Source organism: Nocardioides agri, assembly GCF_013778305.1.
Classification (GTDB): domain Bacteria; phylum Actinomycetota; class Actinomycetes; order Propionibacteriales; family Nocardioidaceae; genus Nocardioides; species Nocardioides agri.
This window is the reverse complement of record NZ_JACEIC010000001.1, coordinates 130,604-153,639: the sequence shown is the minus strand read 5'-3', so window position 1 is coordinate 153,639 and position 23,036 is coordinate 130,604. Positions and strand designations below refer to the sequence as shown.

Sequence of the window (23,036 nt, the reverse complement as noted above, 5' to 3'; positions counted from 1 at the left end):
TAGGGTCGGCGCGTGATCACCGCCATCGTCTTCGTCAAGGCCGACGTCGCCCGGATCCCCGAGGTGGCGCAGGCGATCGCCGCGCTCGACGGGATCAGCGAGGTCTACTCCGTGACCGGGCAGATCGACCTGATCGCGATGGTCCGGGTCCGCAACCACGAGGACGTCGCCGCGGTCGTCGCGGACCGGCTCAACAAGGTCCCCGGCGTCACGGGCACCGAGACCCACATCGCGTTCCGCACCTACTCGCGCCACGACCTCGAGTCGGCGTTCTCGCTCGGCCTCGACTGAGGGCACCTCCGATGTCCTGGCTTGACGCGATCGGCTGGGCCGGCAGCGCGCTGCTCGTCTTCTCGCTCCTCCAGACGCGGGTGCTCCGCTTCCGGGTGCTCAACCTGGTCGCCTGTGTCGTGCTGGCGTTCTTCAACGCGATGATCGGCGTCTGGCCGATGGCGGCGCAGAACGTCGTGCTCGCCGCGATCAACGTCTACTTCCTCGTCGGCCTGCTGCGCCAGCGGCACGACGAGGCCGCGTTCGAGGTGCTCCAGGTCGGCACCGGCGACGACTACCTCCACCACGTCCTCGACGTGCATCGCGACGACATCGTGCGGCACCAGCCCGACTTCACCGAGCCGCAGCCGGGCGATCGCGCCTTCATCGTCATCAAGGGCGACGAGACCGTCGGCGTCGTCGTCATCGCCGGCCACGACGACGTGGCGCAGGTCCGGCTCGACTACGTCACGCCGAAGTACCGCGACTTCACCCCGGGCGAGTTCGTGTGGCGGCGCAGCGGCCTGCTCAACGGCTTCGGCTACCGCACCGTCGTCACCCCGCCCAACATGGTCGGGGCCTACTACGACCGGGTCGGCTTCCGCCGCGACGGGTCGACGTTCGTCCTCGACCTGCCGGCGGCCTAGCCTGCGGTCGCGGCCACCCAGCGGTCGAGCGTGGCCCGGGCGGCCCCGGAGTCGACGGCGTCCTGCGCCTTGGCGATGCCCGCCTCGAGCGCGGACCGCGGGTCGCCGGCCGGGTCGTCATGCACCGCGAGCGCGGCTCCGGCGTTGAGCAGCACGGCGTCGCGGACGGGCCCGGTCTCGCCGTCGAGCAGGCGGCGTACGACGTCCGCGTTGTGGGCCGCGTCGCCCCCGCGCAGCGCCTCGGTGGTCCCGCGCGGGATGCCGAGGTCGGTCGGGTCGAGCGTCCACTCGTGCACGGTGCCGTCGTGGACCTGCCAGGCCCGGGAGGTCGTGGTGGTGGTGAGCTCGTCGAGGCCGTCGTCGCCGCGGAAGACCCAGGCGTCGACACCGCGCGCCTGGAACACCCCCGCCATCACCGGGGCGAGTCGCGGGTCGGCGCAGCCGATCGCCTGGGCACCGGCCCGGGCGGGGTTCGTGAGCGGGCCGAGCAGGTTGAACGTGGTCGCGATGCCGAGCTCGCGGCGGGCGACGGCCGCGTGCCGCATCGCGGGGTGGAAGGTCGCCGCGAAGCAGAACGTGATGCCGGCCTGCTCGGCGACCTCGGCCACCCGCGCCGGCGACAGGTCCAGCCGGATGCCGAGCTGCTCCAGCACGTCGGCGGAGCCGGACTGCGACGACGCGGACCGGTTGCCGTGCTTGACGACCCGGGCTCCGGCGCCCGCCGCCACGATCGCGGCCATCGTGGAGATGTTGACCGACATCGAGCGGTCGCCCCCGGTGCCGACGACGTCGAGCAGGCGGCCCGGCACCGAGAGCGGGGTCGCGACGGCGTACATCGCCTCGACCAGCCCGAGCACCTCGGCGCTGGTCTCGCCCTTCGCGCGCAGCGCGACGGCGAATCCGGCGACCTGCACCGGCGTGGCCTCGCCGGAGAGCATCTCGCCCATCGCCCACGCGGTCTGCTCCGCGCTCAGGTCCGAGCCGCCGACCAGCGCGGTCAGGACCTCGGGCCAGGTGGTCACGTCGTCGCGGGCACGCGCGAGCGCAGCAGCGACACGACCGTGTCCGCGAGCTGGACCGGGTCCAGCGGGTGCGGCACGGCGGCCTCCGCCCGCGACCAGGTCGCCAGCCACGCGTCCTGCGGGCGCCCGGTCAGCACCAGCACGGGCGGGCACTCGTAGATCTCGTCCTTGAGCTGCTTGGCGATGCCCAGGCCACCGGCCGGCACGGCCTCGCCGTCGAGGATCGCGAGGTCGATCCCGCCCGCGTCCATGTTCTGGATCACGACCGGCTCGGTCGCCACCTCGACGTACTCGACCTCGGGCAGGTCGGGGTGCGGTCGGCGGCCGAGGGCCAGGATGACCTGCTGCCGGGTGTTGACGTCGTCGCTGTAGACCAGCACCCGCAGGGCGGTCCGGGAGGTCGAGTCGCTCACGGCCGCGATGCTACCGGTCCCGGTCGGGCGCGGGCGCGGACGCCGCCCGTTCTCGCGCCTCGAGCAGGTCGAGCCGCCGGTCCTCGCGCTTGGCCTCCTTCATCGACTCCCGCACCCACTGCACGAAGAGCACCCCGAACAGCACCAGCGCGACCAGGTCGCCCGATCCCCACAGGATCCCGCCGGCCAGGTGCTGCTCGTCGAGCGCCGACGGCAGCCAGGAGCCCATCGGGCCCTCGCGGAGCCGCTCGTAGTGGTCGGCCGCGATGACGGTCTCCTGCTGCATGATCGTGACGCCCAGGAAGGCGTGGAAGGGCAGCGTGAGCACCACGAGCAGCATCCGGAACGGGTAGGCGACCTTCCCGGGCACCGGGTCCACGCCGACGATCGGCCAGAAGAAGAGGCAGCCGACCAGCACCAGGTGGATGTGCATGACCTCGTGGAGGTACGTCGAGTCGAGGGTGGCCGGGTACCAGCCGGTGAAGTAGAGCGCCCACGGGGAGACGACGTACAGCAGGAACGTCAGCGGCGGGAACGACAGCACCTTGGCCACCCGCGAGTGCAGCACCACGAGCAGCCAGCGCCGCGGGCGCGCGGGGAGGGTGCGCAGGGCGAGCGTGACCGGTGCGCCGAGCGCCAGCGCCATCGGCACCAGCATCGACAGGATCATGTGCTGCACCATGTGCACGCTGATCAGCGTCGTGTCGTAGGTGCCCAGGCCCGAGGCGGTCGCGAAGTAGAACAGCCCCATCCCGACCGGCACGAACGCGATCGTGCGGCCGATCGGCCACCGGTCCCCGCGGCGGCGCAGGACGGCCACGCCGAACAGGTAGAGGCCGGCCACCCAGACGGTCAGCACGAAGGCCACCGGCTGCAGCGACCACCCGGTCACGACGGTGCCGAAAGTGAAGCGAGGAAGGTCGGAACCGGCCGCGAGCGCGGTCCCGACGGTGGGGATGAGCACGCTGTGAACTTTATGACGAGGAAACCCAGGGGGTCGGGGTGCCCTCCGTCCGGCGTCACGACATAATGGCGATCGTGGCGACAGCAACAGCGATCCCGGCCTCCCGTCTTCACGGGCACCACGACCGGCCGAGCATGGTCTCGGTGGGCACGATCATCTGGCTCTCCAGCGAGCTGATGTTCTTCGCGGCCCTGTTCGCGTCGTACTTCACGATCCGCGCGGTGAGCCCGGACCTGTGGGCCGTGAACACCGAGAAGCTCAACGTCCCGTTCGCGACGGTGAACACCACGATCCTGGTGCTGTCCTCGTTCACCTGCCAGCTGGGCGTGTTCGCCGCCGAGCGTGGCCAGGTCGGCCGCACCGGCTCGCTCCTCAAGGTCAAGGGCTGGGGCCTGCGCGAGTGGTTCGTCCTGACGTACATCATGGGCGCGACCTTCATCGCCGGGCAGTCGATCGAGTACGTCGAGCTCGTGCACGAGGGCATCACGCTCCAGGACTCCGCCTACGGCACCATGTTCTACCTCACCACCGGCTTCCACGGTCTCCACGTGACCGGCGGCCTGATCGCCTTCCTCTTCGTCCTCGGACGCACGTTCGCCGCCCGCAAGTTCACCCACGAGCAGGCCGTCAGCGCGATCGTGGTGTCCTACTACTGGCACTTCGTCGACGTCGTGTGGATCGGGCTGTTCGCCACGATCTACCTCGTCCAGTGACCCGAGCCGACCGACAACGCTAGGACCAGATGTGCGTCTCCTGAACCGCTCCGCCGGCCGACTCTCCCGGCACCGCCGCGGACCGCTCGCCGGCGTGGCCGTGCTGCTGCTCGCCCTGCTGAGCGTCGGTGGCCTCTACACCCTCTTCTCGCCGGCCTCGGCCGACGAGACCGCCGCCAGCGCCGACCAGGTCGCGCAGGGCCGCGAGCTGTTCCTGGTGAGCTGCGCCTTCTGCCACGGCCAGAACGGCGAGGGCGTGCGCACGACCAGCGGCGACCAGCTCGGCCCGTCCCTGGTGGGCGTCGGCTCCGCCGCGGTCGACTTCCAGGTCGGCACCGGCCGGATGCCGATGGTGCAGCCGGGCGCCCAGGTGCCCCGCAAGCCCGAGACCTTCAGCGACGAGGAGATCGCCGCGCTGGGCGCCTACGTCGCCTCGCTCGGCCCCGGGCCTGCCGTCCCCGACGAGGGCGACTACAGCCTGGAGGGCCTCTCCGACGAGGAGCGCGAGGCAGCCATCGTCCGCGGTGGCCAGATCTTCCTCACCAACTGCACGGCGTGCCACAACTTCGAGGGCTCCGGCGGCGCGATGCCGCGCGGTGGCTACGCCCCGAAGATCCGTGGCGTCGAGCCCCGCTACATCTACGAGGCGCTGCTGACCGGCCCCCAGAACATGCCGAACTTCAGCAACGGCAACCTCTCCCCCGATGAGAAGCGCGACGTGATCGCCTACCTCGGCTCGCTCGAGGAGATGCCCAACTACGGCGGCTTCGGTCTCGGCGGCCTCGGCCCCGTCACCGAGGGCCTGGCCGCGTGGATCCTGGGCATCGGCCTGTGCGTGGGCGCCGCGGTCTGGATCGCGGCCCACACGACCCGTACGAACAAGAAGAAGGTGGACGCGTGAGCACCCCGCCCGTCATCGACGGCCACGGGCACGACGAGCCCGTGGACGAGAACCTCCCCGAGCGCGACGACCTGTACGCGAACCCCGGGGTGCACGAGCACCTGTGGCGACCGACGGACGTCGACCCCAAGGCCGAGAAGCGCGCCGAGCGCCAGGTCGCGACGTTGTTCACGCTCTCCGCGCTCTGCACGGTCCTCTTCGTGGTCTGCTACGTGGTGGTCGGCCCCGACGAGACCCTCGCCGGCTTCGGCGCCCAGAACCTCCTCTTCGGCCTGACCCTCGCCGGCGCGCTGCTCTTCCTGGGCATCGGCATCATCCAGTGGGCACGCAAGCTGATGGCCGACCAGGAGATCGTCGAGTACCGCCACCCGGCGCGCTCGTCGGACGAGGACCGGGCGACCACGATCGAGGCGCTCAACACGGGCATCGGGGAGTCCGGCATCGGCCGTCGTCCGCTGGTCCGCAACTCGCTGCTCGGGGCCGCCGGCCTGCTCGGCGTTCCGGCCGTGGTGATGCTGCGCGACCTCGGACCGACCAACGCGCAGGTGACCGAGAACCCGCCGTTCCCCGGCTCCGGCATCACCAACACGATCTGGGACAAGGGCATGCGCGTCGTCCGCGACGTCGTCGGCACCCCGATCCGCCCCGAGGACATGCAGATCGGCGACCTGATCAACGGTGAGCCCGAGGGCATCTACGTGAGCCCCTGGGACGGCGAGCCGCTCGAGGGCGTCGCGCTCCAGGTCAACAAGTCCAAGGGCGCCGTCGTCCTGGTCAAGATGGAGCCCGAGGAGATCATCCCGGGCACGGGCCGCGAGAACTGGTCGGTCGACGGCATCCTCTGCTACTCCAAGATCTGCACCCACGTGGGCTGCCCGATCTCGCTCTACGAGCGCACCACCCACCACCTGCTGTGCCCGTGCCACCAGTCGACCTTCGACCTCGCCGACTCGGCCAGGGTCGTGTTCGGTCCGGCCGCGCGGCCGCTGCCGCAGCTGGCCCTGGCCGTCGACGCGGACGGCTACCTCGTGGCGCAGAGTGACTTCGACGAACCGGTTGGACCGAGCTTCTGGGAGCGTGGCTGATCATGGACACCAGCAAGGTCGCCACCAGCAACGCGACGACCGCGGCGACGGCATCCAAGCCGAGCAAGATCGGCGCACTGGGCAACTGGGCCGACGAGCGCCTGGGCCTGGCCGCGATGGGCAAGAAGAACCTGCGCAAGGTCTTCCCGGACCACTGGTCCTTCATGCTCGGCGAGATCGCTCTGTGGAGCTTCGTCGTGCTGCTCCTCACGGGCGTGTTCCTGACGCTGTGGTTCGTCCCGAGCATGGGCGAGGTGCAGTACAACGGCACCTACGAGCAGCTCCGCGGCGTGCACATGTCCGAGGCCTTCGCCTCGAGCCTGAACATCTCGTTCGACGTCCGTGGCGGCCTGCTCATGCGGCAGATGCACCACTGGGCCGCGATGCTCTTCGTGGCGTCGATGATGATCCACCTGCTCCGCGTGTTCTTCACCGGCGCGCACCGCAAGCCGCGCGAGCTCAACTGGGTGATCGGCTGCCTGCTGCTCATCCTCGGCACGCTCGAGGGCTTCACGGGCTACTCGCTCCCGGACGACCTGCTGTCGGGCACCGGCATCCGCGCGGCGGACGGCTTCATCAAGGCCTCCCCCGTCGTCGGCACCTACATGTCGTTCCTGCTGTTCGGCGGCGAGTTCCCCGGTGAGTCGATCATCCCGCGCCTCTACGTCGTGCACATCCTGCTGATCCCCGGCCTGCTGCTGGCCCTGGTCGCGGCGCACATGCTGCTGCTCGTGTACCACAAGCACACCCAGTGGCCTGGCCCCGGTCGCACCGAGAAGAACGTCGTCGGCTACCCGATGCTCCCGGTGTACGCCGCCAAGGCCGGTGGCTTCTTCTTCATCGTCTTCGGCGTGACCGCCCTCCTCGGCGGGCTGCTGTCGATCAACCCGGTGTGGAAGTACGGCCCCTACGACCCGTCCAAGGTGACCGCGGGCTCGCAGCCCGACTGGTACATGGGCTGGCCCGACGGCGCACTGCGCATCATGCCGGGCATCGAGTCGGAGATCTGGGGTCACACCATCTCGTGGAACGTGATGCTGCCGATCCTGATCCTGCCGGTCGTCATGTTCATCATCCTGCTGCTGCTGCCGTTCATCGAGGCCTGGGTCACCGGCGACAAGCGCGAGCACCACCTGCTCCAGCGCCCGCGCAACGCGCCGACCCGGACCGCGACGATGGTCGCGCTGATGACGATGTACGGCCTCTTCTGGGCGGCCGGCGGCAACGACATCATCGCGATCAGGCTGCACCTCTCGATCAACCAGATCACGTACTTCATGCGTGCCGCGGTGGTCATCGGACCGGTCCTCGCGTTCATCATCACGCGACGGTGGTGCATCTCGCTGCAGCGCAAGGACAACGAGACGCTGCTGCACGGGTACGAGACCGGCATCATCATGCGGTCGCCCGAGGGCGGCTACACCGAGCGCCACCTGCCGCTGCCGGCCTCGACGGCGTACACGCTCACCGCTCGCCACCGCGACCCGGAGGTCAACGGCCACCACGAGGCCGTCGACGCCAACGGCGTGGCCGCGCCCGGCACCGGCCGCCTCGAGGGCCTGCGCACCCGGCTCCGCACGCTGATGTGGTCCGACAACGTGCAGAAGCCCACGCGTGAAGAGCTCGACGAGGGCCACCACCACGCCGAGCACGAGCACGAGCTGCAGGCGGGACTCGACCACTCCGCCGACGGACACCAGTTCGACGGCCACCACCTGGTCGAGGACGAGACCCTGCGCGGTCACTGACCCCCAACGACAGCACCGTGGCCGCCCTTCTCCTCTGCGGGAGTCGGGCGGCCTCGGTGTTCCTGCTCCCTCGCCGCCATCGCTGCGACGCCTCGCCACCCGGTGAGCAACGAGGATCCCGTCGATGCTGAGGGTGCTGGCGGTGGTGCTCCCGTTGGCCCTGGTCGGGGCGGTGAGCCCGGTGATGCTCAGTGAGCAGACCTTACTGCTCTCCCGACGCAACGGCCGCCGGGTGGCGGCCAGCTATGCCGGCGGTGTCGCGGGAGTCCTGCTGGTCTTCGTGTCGGCCCTGGTGCTCTTCGGCCGCTCCGTCTCGCTGCCGCATGAGCCGAGTCTGAGCGCCACCCTGGACGTCGTCCTCGGCTGCCTGCTCCTCGCGCTCGCGGTCGTGCTGCTCGCGCGCCAACATCGCCCTCGTCGCGAGAAGAGGCCTCACCAGCGGGACTTGAGCCCGCCCGCCGCCCTCGGCTTCGGCGTGTTCTCGATGGCGACGAACTTCACGACCCTGGCGATTCTCGTCCCCGCGGCCAAGGAGATCTCCGCGAGCGGCCTCGATGCGGCCGCCCGAGCCGTGCTGATCCTGGTCGTGGTCGTCGTGGCAGCCCTGCCGGCCTGGCTTCCGCTCGCCCTCACCGTGATCGCGCCGGGACCCGCCAGTCGCGGGCTGACGGTGCTGGCGGACCTCATCGCCAAGCGTGGCGCGTTGCTGGCGGTGCTGCTGCTGACGGCGCTGGGGCTCTTCCTCGTCGCTCGCGGCGCCGTGCACCTGCTCTGAGGATGCTCCACCGCAGCCAGACTCTCGCTGGCGCGGGGGCCGATCAGGCCAGCGCCGAGCCCTGACGGTACTGCTTGAACGACTCGTTCCAGTCGCCGTAGCCGTTGTCCAGCGTCATCGGCCGGTCGGTGCCGGTGTACTCGACCACGTCACCCCGCAGGGTCATGGCGTAGAGCCAGGCGGCGTTGTCGGTGCTCATGCCGGTGCAGCCGTGGGAGACGTTGGCGTAGCCCTGGGAGCCGACCGACCACGGGGCGGCGTGGATGAACTCCCCCGAGTTGGTCAGGCGCATCGCCCACCGGACGTCGTCGATGTCGTAGGCCTCGGGGTTGTCGCGGGAGATGCCCACGGTCTCGGAGTTCATCCGGCGGCTCTCGAACTTCTCCATGATCACCTTCACGCCCGAGCGGGTCGTGAAGCCGGGCTTGCCGGTGGTGATCGGCAGGGTGCGGAGCAGCTTGCCGTTGCGGAAGACCTTCATCTGGTGGGTCTGGGCGTTGACGCGGTAGACGTGCGCGTCACCGATCTCGAAGGCGACCTGGCGGCTCTCCTGGCCGTAGATGCCACCCCCGGCGGCGACGCTGTTGACGTCGACGTCGACGTCGACCTTGGTGCCGGCCTGCCAGTAGGACTTCGGACGCCAGTGTGCCTCGGTGTCGCTGAGCCAGTGCCAGGTGCCCGGCTGGGCAGGGGTCGAGGTGACGGTCATGTGCTGCTCGAACGCGGCCTTGTCGGTGACCGGGAGGTCGAAGGTCACGATGACCGGCATGCCGACGCCCACGGTCTCACCCTGCAGCGGCGCCACGGAGGCGAAGGTCTGCTGGTCCAGGGTCAGGTCCTGGGTGCGGAACCGCACCGTACGCCGCACCTCGGCGCCGGCCGCGTCCGTCGCGACGGTCTTGACGACGTAACGGGTGCCCGGCTCCAGCCGGCCGGTCGCGGTCCACGACGTCTGGTCGGGCGCGAGCTCGCCGGCCACGGGGCCTGCCGGCGAGGACACCTCGACCGAGGCGATCGTCCCGTCCTGGGCGGACACGCTGATCGCCCGGTCGACCGGGACGTCCTGCTCGCCGCGCTTGACGTTGGCGGCGACGGAGACCTGGGGGGTCGGCGAGGCGCTCGCCGAGGAGGCGTCCTCGGACGGCGACGCGCCGGGTACGGCGCTGCCGGCGTCGCAGCCGGCGAGTCCGCCGGACACGACTGCCATCAGCGCCAGGGCACCCGCCAGGCGCGCGCGACTCCGAGACATGCACACTCCCCCGTGACGAACGATCGATGACTCGTTCCAGAGTAGCGGCCGAGCGACGACGAACCGATTCGGCGCGGCGCGAGCCTCAGTGCGCGTGGACGCCCCGGTAGTACTCGAAGATCCACCCGACGAGCGCCACCGCACCGAGCGCGACGCCGATGATGAACAGCCACCAGGCGCCGACAGCCACGCCGTAGACGCAGACACCCAGGGTGAGGGCGCACCACAGCGGCCACCACGAGTACGGCGGGAAGAACCCGAGCTCGCCGGCGCCGTCGGCGATGTCGCCGTCCTTGCGGTCCTCGGGGCGGGGGTCCATCCGGCTGGCGTGGAAGCCCAGGTAGAGCGTGACCATGCCGGCGAGCAGCGTGGTCATCACCAGCGCGGACGTGCCCGTCCAGTCACCGGAGATGAACCAGTACGCCGGGCTGACCAGCACGAAGAAGATCGTGCAGACAGCGAAGATCCAGGCCTCGGACTTCATCAGGCGTTGCCCTCCGGGTGGTCGGTGTCGGTCGTCCGGGTGACGTCCTCGTCGCCGCTCATGCGACCGCGCACGGTCTCCTCGCGGCCCTCCATGTCAGGAGCGTCCGCCGCCTTGCCGTCGCGGGCGGCCTCGTTCTCCTCGAGCTCGATCGCGGCCACCTCCGGGTGGTGCAGGTCGAACGCCGGGGACTCCGAGCGGATCCGCGGGATGGTGACGAAGTTGTGCCGCGGCGGCGGGCAGGAGGTCGCCCACTCGAGCGAGCGGCCCCAGCCCCACGGGTCGTCGACCAGCACGAGCGGCGCCCGGCGGGAGACGTAGACGTTGTAGAGGAACGGCAGCGTCGAGGCGCCGAGCAGGAACGCGCCGATCGTCGAGACCTGGTTCATGGCGGTCCAGCCGTCCTCGGGCAGGTAGTCCGCGTAGCGGCGCGGCATGCCCTCGACGCCGATCCAGTGCTGGATCAGGAACGTCGTGTGGAAGCCGACGAACAGCAGCCAGAAGTGCAGCTTGCCGAGACGCTCGTCGAGCATCCGGCCGGTCATCTTCGGCCACCAGAAGTAGAAGCCGGCGAACATCGCGAACACGACAGTGCCGAAGACGACGTAGTGGAAGTGCGCGACCACGAAGTAGGAGTCGGACACGTGGAAGTCGAGCGGCGGGCTGGCCAGGATGACGCCCGTCAGACCACCGAAGAGGAAGGTCGTGAGGAAGCCGATCGACCACAGCATCGGGGTGTCGAACGAGAGGGACCCGCCCCACATCGTGCCGATCCAGTTGAAGAACTTCACGCCTGTCGGGACGGCGATCAGGAACGTCATGCCGGAGAAGAACGGCAGGTCGACGGCGCCGGTGACGAACATGTGGTGCGCCCACACCGCGACCGAGAGGATCGCGATGCCGAGGGTCGCGCCGACCAGGCCGATGTAGCCGAAGATCGGCTTGCGGCTGAAGACCGGCAGGATCTCGGTGACGATGCCGAAGAACGGCAGCGCGATGATGTAGACCTCGGGGTGCCCGAAGAACCAGAAGAGGTGCTGCCACAGGATCGCGCCGCCGTGGGCGGTGTCGAAGACGTGCGCGCCGAGCTGGCGGTCCGCCTCGAGCGAGAGCAGCGCACCGGCGAGCACCGGGAACGCGATGAGCACGAGCAGGCTGGTGACGAGCGTGTTCCAGACGAAGATCGGCATCCGGAACATCGTCATGCCGGGCGCGCGCATGCAGATGATGGTGGTGATGAAGTTGACCGCGCCGAGGATCGTGCCGAGACCGGCCATCCAGAGACCCATGATCCACAGGTCACCGCCGACGCCCGGCGAGCGCACCGCGTCGGAGAGCGGCGTGTAGGCGAACCAGCCGAAGTCGGCCGCACCCTGCGGGGTGAGGAAGCCGGAGGCGGCGATGATGCCGCCGAACAGGAACAGCCAGTAGCTGAACATGTTGAGGCGCGGGAACGCGACGTCGGGCGAACCGATCTGCAGCGGCATGATCACGTTGGCGAAGCCGAAGAACAGCGGCGTCGCGAAGAGCAGCAGCATGATCGTGCCGTGCATCGTGAAGAGCTGGTTGTAGACCTCGTCGTTGACGATCTGCATGCCCGGGTAGGCCAGCTCCGAGCGGATCAGCATGGCCATCAGGCCACCGACCATGAACCACACGAACGACGTGCCCAGGTAGAGCTTGCCGATCAGCTTGTGGTCCGTCGTCGTCATGATCCGCGCGAGCTGCTCGCCCAGCGGGCGTCGCGGGGCCGGCACGGCGCCGACGGTCTGTGCGGACGTGGCGGTCACTCCGCCTCCTCCTCGTCTTGTTGACCGGCCTCGAGACCGGCCTGCGTGCTGGCGTACTCGCCACCGATGAGCGGCAGGTCCGAGGTGTTGCCGGCCGCCTCGAGCTCCCGCAGGTGCGCGTCGTAGTCCTCGCGGCTGACGACGTGGACGTTGAAGAGCATCCGCGAGTGGTAGGTGCCGCAGAGCTCGTAGCACTTGCCCTTGAAGTCGCCGATGGTGGTCGGGGTGATCGCGTAGTGGTTCACGCGGCCGGGGATGACGTCCATCTTCATCAGGAAGCCGGGGACGCCGAAGTCGTGGATCACGTCGGGCGAGTGCAGGTTGAACCGGGTGGTCTCGCCGACCGGCAGGTAGAGGTCCGGGATGTCGGAGCCGGTGCCGGCGGTGTAGACGTAGGACTCGTACGGGAACTCGGTCGTGTCGGGGGTGACGTCGCAGTCACCCTTCTCCCCCACGCCGTAGTTGAACGTCCACGACCACTGCTGCCCGGTGATCTCCATGCAGTTGTCGACCGGCCGGTCCTCGTCGAGGACGTAGTTCTGGGTGTCCACCGTCTTCGCGAAGAACACGATGACCATGATGACCGGGGCGATCGTGTAGAAGATCTCGAGCGGCAGGTTGTAGCGCGTCTGCACGGGGATCTCGTCGGCGTTGCGGCGCCGGAAGCGGATGATCGCGTAGAAGATCAGGCCCCACACGATGAGGCCGGTGATGAGCGCCGCGATCCACGCGCCCTGCCACAGGCTGAGGATGCGCTCGCCCTGCTCCGAGGCGGGGTCGGGCATGGCGAAGCGCTTCCACTGACCCTGCGTCCGGTCCGAGCATCCGGACACCACAAGGACACCGGCACCCACGGCAGCCAGGGCGGCGAACCGACGGAGCGCGTCCGTCTTCCCGGCCGCCCGCCTGGGGAGTTGCAGACCCACGAACGAGCCTCTCTCTCAACGATCACGGATAGGTCGAACACTATCGGAACCGGGCATCGGATGAGCCGCTGGGGGGCCGGTAGGTTGCGGGTGTGAGAAAAGCCGCGGCGTACCCCTCGGGGTACTTGGACTCGGCATCGGCGGAGCCGCTGCACCCGGCCGCGCGGGAGACTCTGATGGCCGCGTACGACCGGGGATACGCCGATCCGCGCCGTCTCCACGGCCCCGGCCGCGACGCCCGGCTGCTGCTCGACAACGCGCGCGCGGTCGTGGCCGAGTGCCTCGACGTGCGCGCCGACGAGGTCACCTTCACGGCCTCGGGGACGGACGCGGTGCACCGCGGCGTGCTGGGCATCCGGCGCGGCAGCGGCCCGGTGGCGCACTCGGCGGTCGAGCACTCCGCGGTCGTGCACGCCGCGACCTGGGCGGGCGCCGCCACCGAGCTACCCGTCGACCGGAGCGGCCGGGTCGACGCGTCGGCGGTCCCCGAGGACGCCTCGGTGCTCGCCGTGCAGAGCGCCAACCACGAGGTCGGCACCCTCCAGCCGCTGGCCGCGCTGCCCGACGGCGTACCGCTGTTCGTCGACGCCTGTGCGTCGATGGGCCGGCTGCCGCTCCCCGACCGGTGGGACGCCCTGGCCGGGTCCGCCCACAAGTGGGGTGGTCCGCCGGGCGTCGGCGTGCTGGTGGTCCGCAAGGGCACGCGCTGGGTGAGCCCGTTCCCCGGCGACGACCGGGTCGACGAGCGCGCCAGCGGCTTCGAGAACGTGCCGGCCGCGCTGGGGGCCGCGGCCGCGCTCCGGGCCGTGGTCGCCGAGCGCGACGAGGTCAACGCCCGCCAGCACGCGCTCGTCGAGGAGATCCGGGCCGCGGCCGCAGCGATCCCCGACGTCGAGGTGGTCGGCGACCCCGTGGACCGGCTGCCCCACCTCGTGACGTTCTCCTGCCTGTACGTCGACGGCGAGTCGTTGGTGACCGAGCTGGACCGGCTCGGGTACGGCGTGGCGAGCGGCTCCGCCTGCACCGCGTCCACGCTCACGCCGAGCCGGGTGCTCGAGGCCATGGGCGTCCTCACCCACGGCAACGTACGCGTCTCGCTGACCCGCGACACCACCCCGGAGGACGTGGCCGGCTTCCTCGCCGTGCTGCCCGACGTGGTCCGCGAGCTCCGCGCCAGGGTGGGGCTGTGACCGGCGCCGACCTTGAGCTCGACTGCCGCGGGATGCTCTGCCCGCTGCCGGTGATCGAGCTCGGCAAGCGCTACGCCGAGGTCCCGGTGGGCGCGGTCGTCGCGGTGCTCGCCGACGACGTCGCCGCCCGCACCGACATCCCGGCGTGGTGCCGCCTGCGCGGCCAGGAGTACGTCGGGGAGCAGCCGCCCGGCCGCTACCTCGTCCGCCGCACCAGCTGAGCGAGGTCGGCCTCCGGACCGTCGACCAGCAGCGCCGGGTCGACGGTCTGCCCGACCAGCGCGCGCAGGTCGTCGGTCGCGTCCCACTCGTTGAGGTGCATGCCGCCGAGCACCCGCCCGGCGCCGTCGTGCCAGAGCAGCACGGCCCGCCGCGCGGCCAGGTCCCCCAGCACGACGACGTCGTCGCGGTGCTCGCGCGGGACGTGCCCGACGTACTCGGTCCCGAGGTCGTACTGGTCGGTGAAGAAGTACGGCGTCCGCTCGTAGGGCGTCTCGTCGCCGAGCATCGCGCGGGCCGCCGCCTTGCCCTGCTCGATCGCGTTGTCCCAGTGCTCGACGCGCAGCCGCCCGAGTCGGGGGTGGTCGTGGGTGGCGATGTCGCCGGCGGCGAGGATCGCGGGGTCGGACGTGCGCAGCGCGGCGTCGACCAGCACCCCGTTGTCGACGTCGAGGCCCGCATCGCGCGCGAGGTCGACACGCGGCTCGGCGCCCACGGCGACGAGCACCAGGTCCGCCTCCTGCTCGTCGTACGACGTGCCGAGCCGCAGGTCGACGCCGTGCTGGCGATGGAGGTCGGCGAACATCGCACCGACCCGCGCCCCCACGACGCCGAGCAGCGGCTGGGCCTGCGGCTCGACCACGGTCACCTCACAGCCGGCGAGCCGGGCGGCGGCGGCGACCTCGAGTCCGATCCACCCGGCTCCGACGATCAGCAGCCGCGGCTGCTGCAGCAGCGCTGCGCGCAGCGCGCGGGAGTCGTCGCGGGTGCGCAGGTAGACCGCGTCCTCGACGGGGAGCCGGCGCGGCTCCGACCCGGTGGCGAGCAGCAGCCGCTCGTAGGCCACCTCCCCGGCGTCGGTCTCGACGACCTGCCGCACCCGGTCGATCCGCCGGGCGGTGGTGCCGGTGCGGACGTCGACGCCGCGCTCGGCGTACCACCCGGCGTCGTGGACGCCGGTGCTGTCGGGCTCGTCCTTGCCGAGCAGCACCTCCTTCGACAGCGGCGGCCGGTGGTAGGGCAGGTGCGGCTCGGCGCCGACCAGCACGACGTCGCCGTCGTACCCCTGCCCGCGCAGCTCCTCGACCGCGGACGCGCCTGCGAGTCCACCGCCGACGATCACGTGCGTCATCGGGGTCACCTCCCCGACCGCGTCAGTGCGAGGAACTCGGCACGGGAGGCCGCGTCGTCGCGCAGCCGACCGAACAGCGCGGAGGTCACCGTGCGCGAGCCCGGCACCCGAGCGCCGCGCAGCGACATGCAGGTGTGCTCGGCCTCGATCACGACGCCGACGCCCTTCGCCCCCAGCGCCGTGCGCAGGTGCTCGGCGACCCGCTGGGTGAGCCGCTCCTGCGTCTGGGCGCCGCGGGAGTGGTACTCGACCGTGCGGGCCAGCTTGGACAGCCCGAGGATCCGCGCGCCGGGCAGGTAGCCCACGTGCGCGACCCCGACGAACGGCAGCACGTGGTGCTGGCACAGCGACCGCACCGGGATGTCCTGGACCAGCACCAGCTCGTCGTACCCCTCGTCGTTGGGGAACGTCGTCATCTCGAAGTCGGTCGGGCTGAGCATCTCGGCCAGCGCCCGCACCATCCGGCCGGGCGTCGCCGCCACGGACTCGTGTGCGAGGTCGAGGCCGAGCGCCTCGAGGAGGTCGGCGGCGGCGTCCTCCGCTGCGCGCAGGTCGACACCCGGGCGGCGAAACTCTAAAGTAGTCACAATTGCACTTTAGAAACGATGGGAGCCTTCCGTCAATGGACACCGGGACCGATCTCGCCGCCCAGGCGGCACGGGTGGGCGCACTCGCCGACCCCACGCGCCGCGCGCTCTACGAGTACGTCGCAGCGCAGCGGGAGGCCGTCGGCCGGGAGGCGGCCGCGACGGCCCTGGACCTGCCCCTGCACAGCACGAAGTTCCACCTCGACCGGCTGGTCGAGGCCGGGCTGCTGGCGACCGAGTTCCGGCGCTTGGGCGAGCGCAGCGGTCCGGGTGCGGGCCGGCCCAGCAAGCTCTACCGCCGGGCCGACGAGCAGGTGGCGATCTCGCTGCCCGACCGGAAGTACGACCTGGTCGGCCACATCCTGGCCGGCGGAGTCGAGCGGGCGAGCGCTGGCACGCCCCTCGAGGAGGCGATCGCCGGCATCGCCGCCGAGACCGGTCGCGCGGTCGGCGCGGCCGACGCGCCCGGCGACGTCACTGCGTTGACCCGCGTGCTCACCCACCAGGGCTTCGAGCCCCGGGTCGAGGACGACGTGGTGCTGCTGTCGAACTGTCCCTTCGACGCGCTGGCCCGGGCCCACACCGCGCTCGTGTGCGGCCTCAACCAGGCGTTCGTGCAGGGCGTCGCGGACGGGCTCGGCTGCGACGCGACGGCGTGCCTGGAGCCCGAGCCCGGCTGGTGCTGCGTGAAGGTCAGGCCAGCGCCTTGAGGTGCGGCTCGACGTCGGACGCCGCGTCCGCGCCGTAAGAGTGCTCGATCCGGGCCAGGAACTGCGCCGGGGTGAAGGAGTACTCCTGGGTGCCGACCGTCTCCACGACGTACGCCGCGAGCACGCAGCCGACCTGTGCGGCGCGCTCGTGGCCCAGGCCCCACGCCAGGGCGGCGAGGAAGCCGGAGCGGAACGCGTCGCCGACCCCGGTGGGCTCGACCGCGGTCACGTCCTTGGCGGCGGGGAGCACGATCGGCTCCTCGCCCTTGCGCTGCACCCGCACGCCGTCCTTGCCGAGCGTCGTCACCTGCACACCGACCCGGTCGAGCACCTCCGCGGCGGACCAGCCGGTCTTCTGCTCGATCATGTGCGACTCGTACTCGTTGGAGAACAGGAACGCGGCACCGTCGACGAGGTTGCGGATCAGGTCGCCGTCGCTGAACGCGAGCTGCTGGCTGGGATCCGCGATGAACTGGTAGCCGCGCTGGCGGCACTCCTCGGTGTGCCGGAGCATGCCGTCGGGGTCGTCGGCGCCGATGAGGACGTACTCGGGCTCGCCGACCCGGTCGACCACCGGGGCGAGCTCGATGAGGCGGGCCTCGCTCATCGCGCCGGGGTAGAACGACGCGATCTGCGCGCCGGTCGGGTCGGTGGTGCACACGAAGCGGGCCGTGTGCCGGGTGTCGGAGATGCGCACGTGGGAGCAGTTGACGCCGTGGCGCTCCAGCCAGGAGCGGTAGTCGGCGAAGTCCTCGCCGGCCGCGCCGACCAGCACCGGTCGGAGGCCGAGCTGGCCGAGCCCGAAGCACATGTTGGCGGCCACGCCGCCGCGCCGGATCTCCAGGTCCTCCACGAGGAAGGAGAGCGAGATCTTGTCCAGCTGCTCCACCACCAGAGAGTCCCGGAACTTCCCCTGGAAGCTCATCAGGTGGTCAGTGGCGATGGAGCCCGCGATCAGCAGCGACATGACACGGGAGACTACCCATCGGTACCGCTCGGAGTACCAATCGGTAGCCCGTAGCGTCGGTGGCATGAACGCTCAGCGACTCGCCTACGACGACCCCTCGACCCCCGCCGAGATGGGCGCCGACTGCCTCGCCGTCCAGGCGGCGCTGACCGGGCCGCTGACCGCCGCCGCCCGCGACCTGGCCCGCGAGCAGCCGAAGTCCGGCGAGGTCGAGGTGCCCGAGGCCGCCGCCCGGCTCGCCCGCGCCCTCCACCTCCAGCTCGACGGCGAGTGATCCGACCGTCGTACCTGACCTGAGCGTCGCGATCCGGGCCCGAGGACGACGCTCAGGTCAGGTGCGACGCACATGACAGCAGCCCCGGACCAGTCGGTCCGGGGCTGCTGTCGGTGTGGATCAGTGGAACGAGTCGCCGCAGGCGCAGGACCCGGTCGCGTTGGGGTTGTCGATCGTGAAGCCCTGCTTCTCGATGCTGTCGACGAAGTCGATCGTCGCGCCGTTGAGGTAGGGGACGCTCATCCGGTCGACGACGACGGACACGCCGTCGAAGTCGGTGACGACGTCACCGTCGAGGCTGCGCTCGTCGAAGAAGAGCTGGTAGCGCAGGCCCGAGCAGCCACCGGGCTGCACGGAGATGCGCAGCGCCAGGTCGTCGCGGCCCTCCTGCTCGAGGAGGCTCTTCACCTTCGCAGCGGCGACCGGGCTCACGTTGATGGAGTCGGTGCGGTGCTCGGTGGCGGTCTCGGCCTGCTCGGTCATGGGTGGTACTCCCGAAGTCGGTGGAAGGGGTCTTGCTCGCCTCAATGGTCGCACACGCGCGGTTATTCCTGGGACTCTGCGCCGCGCCCGGTCGCTCAGCGCGACCAGGTGCGGGCGACGCGCTCGGCGAGGTCGGCGAGCGCGCCGGCGGGGTCGGCGAAGGCGCGGTCCTCCCCCACGGCGTCGACGAGCGAGTACGCCGACTCGATGCCCAGCGCCCGCATCTCCCGGGAGCCGACGTGCACCTGGCCGGCGAGCACCACGCACGGCCGCAGCGCCTCGGCGGCGACCTCGGCGACGCCGTAGGGCACCTTGCCGGCGCGGCTGGAGTAGTCGAAGGCGCCCTCGCCGGTGAGCACGAGGTCCGCGACCCGGGCGCGCTCGGCCAGCCGGTGGGCGGCCGCGACCAGGCCGATGCCGGGCTCGCGGGTCGCGCCGAGCAGCAGGAGCGCGAAGCCGAGGCCACCCGCGGCACCGGCTCCGTCCGCGAGCGCCACCTTGCGGTCCGTCGCGGCGGCCAGGTCCTGGAGCCACCCGTCGACGGCCGGCAGCCGGTCCTCGGCGATGCCCTTCTGCGGCCCGAAGACCTTGGCGGCGCCGAAGAGCCCGGTCAGCGGGTTGTCCACGTCGCTGGCCGCGACCAGCTCCACGTCGATGGCGGGCACGTCGACACGGGTGACGCCCGCCAGGCCGGCGACCCCGGCGTCGAGCGGGACGTCGGCGGTGGCGCCGAGGGCGGCCAGCAGGCCGGCTCCCCCGTCGCTGGTCCCGCTGCCGCCGAGGCCGACCACCACCCGGCGGGCGCCGGCGTCGATCGCGGCGCGCACGAGCTCGCCCACGCCGTACGTCGAGGCGTCCTCGGGCCGCTCCTTGTCCGTGAGGTGCAGACCGCACGCCTGCGCGCTCTCGACGTACGCCGTCCCGTCCCGGACCAGCAGCGTCGCCGGCGTGGGCTCGCCGAGCGGGCCGCGGACCGTGACCGCGAGCAGGTCGCCGCCGAGCGAGGCGTGCAGCACGTCGACGAACCCGGGACCGCCGTCGGCCATCGGAGCGAGGTCGATCTCGTCCTCGGGCGCGCGGCGGCGCCAGCCGGCCGCGATCGCGTCGGCCGCCTCGACCGCCGTCAGCGTGCCGGCGAACTTGTCGGGGGCGACCAGGATGCGCATGGCCCCAGTCTTCCCCCTAGGGTTGCGGCGTGCTGATCCGGCCGATGACCCTGGACGACGTGCCGGCCGCCGAGAGGCTCAGCGACGCGGCCTTCTTCGAGCTCGACTCGCGGCAGCGGCGGGTCACCGAACCCGACCCGCAGCCCCGCTCGCCGGCGCACCAGGCGACGTGGGAGTCCCGGACGGCGCACTTCGTGCGCACCGACCCCGCCGGCTGCTGGGTGGCCGAGGACGACACCGGCATGGTCGGCATGGTGACGTCCTTCCGGCGCGAGACGCTCTGGTGCCTCGCGACGTACGCCGTGCGTCCCGGCCTGCAGGGCGCGGGCATCGGCCGGCCGCTGCTGGCCGCGGCGATGGACCACGCGCGCGGCTGCACCCGGGCGGCGCTCGCCTCGTCCGCGGACCCGAAGGCGGTCCGGGTCTACCACCGGGCCGGGTTCGCGCTCCACCCCCAGATGCACCTGACCGGTCCGCTCGACCGGTCGCTGCTGCCCGTGGTGACGAAGGTCCGCGAGGGCAGCGCCTCCGACATCGACCTGATGGACTCCGTCGACCGCGCCGCCCGCGGCGCCGGGCACGGCCCCGACCACGAGTGGATGCTCGGCGTCTGGCGGCTCCTGGTGTCGGACACCACCACCGGGTCCGGCTACGCCTACGTCGACGAGCGCGGCCGCCTCGCGCTGCTGGGCGCCAGCAACCGGCGCACCGCCACCCGCTTGCTGTGGGCCGCGCTGGCCGAGGGCGGCGAGCACGCCGCGATCACGCACGTGACCGGCGCGAACCAGTGGGCGCTCGACGTCGGCTTCGCCGCCCGGCTCCACCTCACCCAGGAGGGTTATCTCGGGCTGCGCGGGATGAAGCCGCCCGTGCCGTACGTTCACCATGGTGCGCTGCTCTAGACGCAGCACCGGACAAATAGGATGGGCACCATGACGACCGTGGACCTCCCGCTGCTGCCGCTCGGCCGCGGCGCCGACCTCAACAGCGAGCGGGGCGTGGAGTGCCCGGGCGACCTGCCCGCGGCGTCCGACCCCGACCTGGTGGCGCGCGCCCTGGCGGCCAAGGAGGCGCTCGGCGACAAGGTCTTCGTGCTCGGGCACCACTACCAGCGCGACGAGGTCATCCAGTTCGCCGACGTCACCGGCGACTCCTTCAAGCTGGCCCGCGACGCGGCCGCCCGGCCGGAGGCGGAGTTCATCGTCTTCTGCGGCGTGCACTTCATGGCCGAGTCCGCCGACATCCTCACCGGCCCCGACCAGCAGGTGATCCTGCCCGACCTGGCCGCCGGCTGCTCGATGGCCGACATGGCCCGGCTCACCCAGGTCGAGATGGCGTGGGAGGCGATGACGGCCGCCGGCATCGCCGACTCCGTCGTTCCCGTCACCTACATGAACTCCTCCGCCGACATCAAGGCGTTCTGCGGGCGCAACGGCGGCGTCGTCTGCACCTCGAGCAACGCCGAGGTCGCGCTGGAGTGGGCCTTCGAGCAGAAGGCTGACGTCGAGGGCGGCGCGAAGGTGCTCTTCCTGCCCGACCAGCACCTCGGCCGCAACACCGCCGTGCTCAAGATGGGCCTGACGCTCGACGACTGCGTGGTCTGGGACCCGCACCGCCCCCACGGTGGCCTCACCGCCGAGCAGCTGCGCGACGCGAAGATGATCCTCTGGAAGGGCCACTGCTCCGTGCACGGCCGCTTCGCCCCCGAGGTCGTCGACTCGCTGCGCGCGGAGATCCCGGGCATCAACATCCTGGTGCACCCCGAGTGCCGTCACGAGGTCGTGCTCAAGGCCGACCTGGTCGGCTCGACCGAGTTCATCATCAAGACCATCGAGGCGGCGCCGGCCGGCTCGGCCTGGGCGATCGGCACCGAGCTCAACCTCGTGCAGCGGCTCGCCAACGCCCACCCCGACAAGCGGATCGTCTTCCTCGACAAGACCGTCTGCTACTGCTCGACGATGAACCGCATCGACCTGCCCCACTTCGTGTGGGCGATGGAGTCGCTCGCCGCGGGCACGGTCGTCAACCGCATCGAGGTCGACCCCGACACCGAGCGGTGGGCGCTGGTGGCCCTGGAGCGGATGCTCGCCCTGCCGGGCAAGACCGAGAAGGACTAGTCCGGCAGCTCGAACCAGGCGCAGGTGCCGCCGTACGCCGCGTCCACGAGCCCGATGCGGCCGCCGTGGGCGTCGATGATCCGCCGGCAGGTGGACAGGCCGATGCCGGAGCCGTCGACCTCCTCGTCGATGCGCGCGAGCGGCTGGAAGACCCGCTCGCGCTCCTCCTCGGGGATCCCCGGGCCGCGGTCGGCGACCTCGACGCGCCAGCGGCCATCGAGCCGGACGGCGTCCACCTCGATGTGCGGCGGCTCCCCGGGGCGCACGAACTTGGCGGCGTTGGCGACGAGGTTCTGCAGGACGGCCCGCAGCTGCACGGCGTCCCCGGTCACGGTCGGCAGGTCCCCGGTGATGACCGTCGCCTTCGCCAGCGGCACGGCCAGGTCCTCGACCACGTCGTCGAGGACCCCGCCCAGGTCGACCGCGCCGCGCTGGAGCTCACCGCCGACCCGCGCGAACTTGAGCAGGTCGTCGATCAGCGTCTGCATCCGACGGGCGCCGCCGATCGCGCGGTGCACGAGGAAGCTCTTGTCCGCGTCCTCGGGGTCGTCGGGGTCGATGTCGTCGCCGAGCATCGTCAGCGACAGCGTGACCGCGGTCAGCGGGTTGCGCAGGTCGTGGCTCACCTGGCCCGCGAACGCGGCGAGCTGCTCGTTGGAGCGCTCCAGCTCCCGCGTGCGCAGCTCGAGCTCGAGCAGGTCGACGACGCGGTCGGCCAGCCCCACGAGTGCGTGCTCCTGCTCGTCGGAGAGCGAGCGCGGCTGCTCGTCGAAGACGCACAGGGTGCCGATCACGACGCCCTCGGGCGTGGTGAGCTGGTGGGTCGCGTAGAACCGGACGCTCCCGATCTCGCCGGTCACGAACGGGTTGTCGCGCCACCTCGGGTCCTGGCTCGCGTCCGGCACGACGACCGGTGCTCCGGCGTCGAGGACGACGTTGCACATCGAGTCCTCGCGGCGGCAGATCGCGCCGTCGAACCCGTGCGTCGCGACCTGGTGCTGGGCGTCGTCGGTGATCAGGTTGATCGTCGCCATCGGCACCCGGGCGATCTGCGCCGCGATCTCGGTGAGCGCGATCAGGTCCTTGCGCGGTGGGTCGACGAGGACTCGGTACTTCCCGATCTCCGCGACCCGCCGCGCATCCTGGACAGCGTTCTCCACGCCATGGCCCCCCATCGGCTCGGTCTACTGCGTCGCAGGCTAGT

At 71.3% G+C, this 23,036-nt stretch carries 26 protein-coding genes; 13 read left to right on the top strand and 13 right to left on the bottom strand.

Translation table 11 applies throughout. From position 1 onward, the window contains the following. Window positions 1–12 precede the first annotated feature (12 nt). On the top strand, window positions 13–291 hold the full coding sequence (locus HZF07_RS00920) for an Lrp/AsnC family transcriptional regulator (RefSeq protein ID WP_181644599.1): 279 nt from the start codon (window positions 13–15) through the stop codon (window positions 289–291). Window positions 292–302: 11 nt separating this feature from the next. Then, window positions 303–917: a hypothetical protein gene (locus HZF07_RS00915; protein ID WP_157346288.1), complete on the top strand. Its 615-nt coding sequence runs from the start codon at window positions 303–305 to the stop codon at window positions 915–917. Here the strand turns inward: HZF07_RS00915 and trpD are convergent. The 3 genes from trpD to HZF07_RS00900 are packed head-to-tail and all read right to left on the bottom strand — an operon-like array spanning window position 914 to window position 3,316. Then, a complete protein-coding gene (gene trpD / locus HZF07_RS00910; RefSeq protein WP_181644598.1) occupies window positions 914–1,939 on the bottom strand; it encodes an anthranilate phosphoribosyltransferase in 1,026 nt (341 codons plus the stop codon). The two genes, HZF07_RS00915 and trpD, sit on opposite strands and share 4 nt — an antisense overlap. After that, on the bottom strand, window positions 1,936–2,352 hold the full coding sequence (locus HZF07_RS00905; protein ID WP_181644597.1) for an Rv3143 family two-component system response regulator: 417 nt from the start codon (window positions 2,350–2,352) through the stop codon (window positions 1,936–1,938). The genes trpD and HZF07_RS00905 overlap by 4 nt, the downstream gene beginning before the upstream one ends. Window positions 2,353–2,362: 10 nt before the next feature. Then, window positions 2,363–3,316, bottom strand: a complete 954-nt coding sequence (locus tag HZF07_RS00900; RefSeq protein ID WP_181644596.1) for a cytochrome c oxidase assembly protein — start codon at window positions 3,314–3,316, stop codon at window positions 2,363–2,365. 134 nt (window positions 3,317–3,450) lie between these two features. Here HZF07_RS00900 and ctaE point away from each other — a divergent pair, with 134 nt between their 5' ends. The 5 genes from ctaE to HZF07_RS00875 all read left to right on the top strand — a co-directional run bounded on the left by ctaE (window position 3,451) and on the right by HZF07_RS00875 (window position 8,538). Next, window positions 3,451–4,029 (top strand): aa3-type cytochrome oxidase subunit III, encoded by a 579-nt coding sequence (gene ctaE, locus HZF07_RS00895; RefSeq protein WP_232523735.1) that lies wholly within the window; start codon window positions 3,451–3,453, stop codon window positions 4,027–4,029. A gap of 31 nt (window positions 4,030–4,060) precedes the next feature. Further along, window positions 4,061–4,930: a cytochrome bc1 complex diheme cytochrome c subunit gene (gene qcrC / locus HZF07_RS00890; protein ID WP_181644595.1), complete on the top strand. Its 870-nt coding sequence runs from the start codon at window positions 4,061–4,063 to the stop codon at window positions 4,928–4,930. Then, window positions 4,927–6,015 (top strand): cytochrome bc1 complex Rieske iron-sulfur subunit, encoded by a 1,089-nt coding sequence (qcrA, locus tag HZF07_RS00885; protein WP_396954796.1) that lies wholly within the window; start codon window positions 4,927–4,929, stop codon window positions 6,013–6,015. Before qcrC ends, qcrA begins: the two co-directional genes overlap by 4 nt. 2 nt (window positions 6,016–6,017) lie before the next feature. Next, a complete protein-coding gene (gene qcrB, locus HZF07_RS00880; protein WP_157346284.1) occupies window positions 6,018–7,763 on the top strand; it encodes a cytochrome bc1 complex cytochrome b subunit in 1,746 nt (581 codons plus the stop codon). Window positions 7,764–7,887: 124 nt separating this feature from the next. After that, window positions 7,888–8,538 (top strand): GAP family protein, encoded by a 651-nt coding sequence (locus HZF07_RS00875; RefSeq protein ID WP_157346282.1) that lies wholly within the window; start codon window positions 7,888–7,890, stop codon window positions 8,536–8,538. A gap of 43 nt (window positions 8,539–8,581) precedes the next feature. On the opposite strand, the gene HZF07_RS00870 is transcribed toward HZF07_RS00875, so the two are convergent. From HZF07_RS00870 to ctaC, 4 genes are all read right to left on the bottom strand, one after another. Next, complete coding sequence (locus tag HZF07_RS00870) at window positions 8,582–9,787, bottom strand: L,D-transpeptidase (protein WP_157346280.1); 1,206 nt, start codon at window positions 9,785–9,787, stop codon at window positions 8,582–8,584. 85 nt (window positions 9,788–9,872) lie between these two features. Beyond that, a complete protein-coding gene (locus tag HZF07_RS00865) occupies window positions 9,873–10,271 on the bottom strand; it encodes a cytochrome c oxidase subunit 4 (protein ID WP_157346278.1) in 399 nt (132 codons plus the stop codon). Next, window positions 10,271–12,061 carry an aa3-type cytochrome oxidase subunit I gene (ctaD, locus tag HZF07_RS00860; RefSeq protein ID WP_181644594.1) on the bottom strand — a complete coding sequence of 597 codons (1,791 nt, stop codon included), beginning with the start codon at window positions 12,059–12,061 and terminating at the stop codon, window positions 10,271–10,273. Before ctaD ends, HZF07_RS00865 begins: the two co-directional genes overlap by 1 nt. Next, window positions 12,058–12,987: an aa3-type cytochrome oxidase subunit II gene (gene ctaC / locus HZF07_RS00855; protein WP_434063457.1), complete on the bottom strand. Its 930-nt coding sequence runs from the start codon at window positions 12,985–12,987 to the stop codon at window positions 12,058–12,060. Before ctaC ends, ctaD begins: the two co-directional genes overlap by 4 nt. Before the next feature lie 92 nt (window positions 12,988–13,079). On the opposite strand from ctaC, the gene HZF07_RS00850 reads away from it, so the two are divergent. Together HZF07_RS00850 and HZF07_RS00845 are read left to right on the top strand one after the other, a co-directional pair. Continuing rightward, a complete protein-coding gene (locus tag HZF07_RS00850) occupies window positions 13,080–14,177 on the top strand; it encodes a cysteine desulfurase family protein (protein WP_309504186.1) in 1,098 nt (365 codons plus the stop codon). Further along, on the top strand, window positions 14,174–14,398 hold the full coding sequence (locus HZF07_RS00845; RefSeq protein ID WP_309504184.1) for a sulfurtransferase TusA family protein: 225 nt from the start codon (window positions 14,174–14,176) through the stop codon (window positions 14,396–14,398). The genes HZF07_RS00850 and HZF07_RS00845 overlap by 4 nt, the downstream gene beginning before the upstream one ends. Here the strand turns inward: HZF07_RS00845 and HZF07_RS00840 are convergent. Further along, on the bottom strand, window positions 14,374–15,528 hold the full coding sequence (locus HZF07_RS00840; RefSeq protein WP_157346276.1) for an NAD(P)/FAD-dependent oxidoreductase: 1,155 nt from the start codon (window positions 15,526–15,528) through the stop codon (window positions 14,374–14,376). The two genes, HZF07_RS00845 and HZF07_RS00840, sit on opposite strands and share 25 nt — an antisense overlap. A 5-nt stretch (window positions 15,529–15,533) precedes the next feature. Further along, window positions 15,534–16,115: a GTP cyclohydrolase I gene (gene folE / locus HZF07_RS00835; RefSeq protein WP_309504181.1), complete on the bottom strand. Its 582-nt coding sequence runs from the start codon at window positions 16,113–16,115 to the stop codon at window positions 15,534–15,536. Between the two features lie 35 nt (window positions 16,116–16,150). Here folE and HZF07_RS00830 point away from each other — a divergent pair, with 35 nt between their 5' ends. Continuing rightward, window positions 16,151–16,825, top strand: coding sequence for a helix-turn-helix transcriptional regulator (locus HZF07_RS00830; RefSeq protein ID WP_157346274.1), 675 nt, complete (start codon window positions 16,151–16,153; stop codon window positions 16,823–16,825). Here the strand turns inward: HZF07_RS00830 and HZF07_RS00825 are convergent. Next, window positions 16,809–17,792, bottom strand: a complete 984-nt coding sequence (locus HZF07_RS00825) for a carbohydrate kinase family protein (protein ID WP_157346272.1) — start codon at window positions 17,790–17,792, stop codon at window positions 16,809–16,811. The genes HZF07_RS00830 and HZF07_RS00825 overlap by 17 nt on opposite strands. A 64-nt stretch (window positions 17,793–17,856) precedes the next feature. Here HZF07_RS00825 and HZF07_RS00820 point away from each other — a divergent pair, with 64 nt between their 5' ends. After that, on the top strand, window positions 17,857–18,066 hold the full coding sequence (locus tag HZF07_RS00820; protein WP_157346270.1) for a hypothetical protein: 210 nt from the start codon (window positions 17,857–17,859) through the stop codon (window positions 18,064–18,066). 120 nt (window positions 18,067–18,186) lie between these two features. On the opposite strand, the gene erpA is transcribed toward HZF07_RS00820, so the two are convergent. After that, window positions 18,187–18,549, bottom strand: a complete 363-nt coding sequence (gene erpA / locus HZF07_RS00815) for an iron-sulfur cluster insertion protein ErpA (RefSeq protein WP_157346268.1) — start codon at window positions 18,547–18,549, stop codon at window positions 18,187–18,189. Between the two features lie 95 nt (window positions 18,550–18,644). Next, entirely contained in the window at window positions 18,645–19,715 is a 1,071-nt protein-coding gene (locus HZF07_RS00810; protein ID WP_157346266.1) for a glycerate kinase family protein, read from the bottom strand. Window positions 19,716–19,744: 29 nt separating this feature from the next. On the opposite strand from HZF07_RS00810, the gene HZF07_RS00805 reads away from it, so the two are divergent. After that, entirely contained in the window at window positions 19,745–20,617 is an 873-nt protein-coding gene (locus HZF07_RS00805) for a GNAT family N-acetyltransferase (RefSeq protein WP_309504175.1), read from the top strand. 30 nt (window positions 20,618–20,647) lie between these two features. After that, window positions 20,648–21,832: a quinolinate synthase NadA gene (gene nadA, locus HZF07_RS00800; protein ID WP_157346264.1), complete on the top strand. Its 1,185-nt coding sequence runs from the start codon at window positions 20,648–20,650 to the stop codon at window positions 21,830–21,832. Here the strand turns inward: nadA and HZF07_RS00795 are convergent. After that, window positions 21,829–22,992 (bottom strand): sensor histidine kinase, encoded by a 1,164-nt coding sequence (locus tag HZF07_RS00795; RefSeq protein ID WP_157346262.1) that lies wholly within the window; start codon window positions 22,990–22,992, stop codon window positions 21,829–21,831. The two genes, nadA and HZF07_RS00795, sit on opposite strands and share 4 nt — an antisense overlap. Between the last annotated feature and the right edge of the window lie 44 nt (window positions 22,993–23,036).

What these genes read in the sequence shown, in the direction of transcription:
- HZF07_RS00915 (WP_157346288.1), top strand. Translation starts at nt 303, where the DNA reads ATGTCCTGGCTTGACGCGATCGGCTGGGCCGGCAGCGCGCTGCTCGTC.
- ctaE (WP_232523735.1), top strand. Translation starts at nt 3,451, where the DNA reads ATGGTCTCGGTGGGCACGATCATCTGGCTCTCCAGCGAGCTGATGTTC.
- qcrB (WP_157346284.1), top strand. Translation starts at nt 6,018, where the DNA reads ATGGACACCAGCAAGGTCGCCACCAGCAACGCGACGACCGCGGCGACG.
- HZF07_RS00875 (WP_157346282.1), top strand. Translation starts at nt 7,888, where the DNA reads ATGCTGAGGGTGCTGGCGGTGGTGCTCCCGTTGGCCCTGGTCGGGGCG.
- HZF07_RS00870 (WP_157346280.1), bottom strand. Translation starts at nt 9,787, where the DNA reads ATGTCTCGGAGTCGCGCGCGCCTGGCGGGTGCCCTGGCGCTGATGGCA.
- HZF07_RS00865 (WP_157346278.1), bottom strand. Translation starts at nt 10,271, where the DNA reads ATGAAGTCCGAGGCCTGGATCTTCGCTGTCTGCACGATCTTCTTCGTG.
- HZF07_RS00840 (WP_157346276.1), bottom strand. Translation starts at nt 15,528, where the DNA reads ATGACGCACGTGATCGTCGGCGGTGGACTCGCAGGCGCGTCCGCGGTC.
- HZF07_RS00830 (WP_157346274.1), top strand. Translation starts at nt 16,151, where the DNA reads ATGGACACCGGGACCGATCTCGCCGCCCAGGCGGCACGGGTGGGCGCA.
- HZF07_RS00825 (WP_157346272.1), bottom strand. Translation starts at nt 17,792, where the DNA reads ATGTCGCTGCTGATCGCGGGCTCCATCGCCACTGACCACCTGATGAGC.
- HZF07_RS00820 (WP_157346270.1), top strand. Translation starts at nt 17,857, where the DNA reads ATGAACGCTCAGCGACTCGCCTACGACGACCCCTCGACCCCCGCCGAG.
- erpA (WP_157346268.1), bottom strand. Translation starts at nt 18,549, where the DNA reads ATGACCGAGCAGGCCGAGACCGCCACCGAGCACCGCACCGACTCCATC.
- HZF07_RS00810 (WP_157346266.1), bottom strand. Translation starts at nt 19,715, where the DNA reads ATGCGCATCCTGGTCGCCCCCGACAAGTTCGCCGGCACGCTGACGGCG.
- nadA (WP_157346264.1), top strand. Translation starts at nt 20,648, where the DNA reads ATGACGACCGTGGACCTCCCGCTGCTGCCGCTCGGCCGCGGCGCCGAC.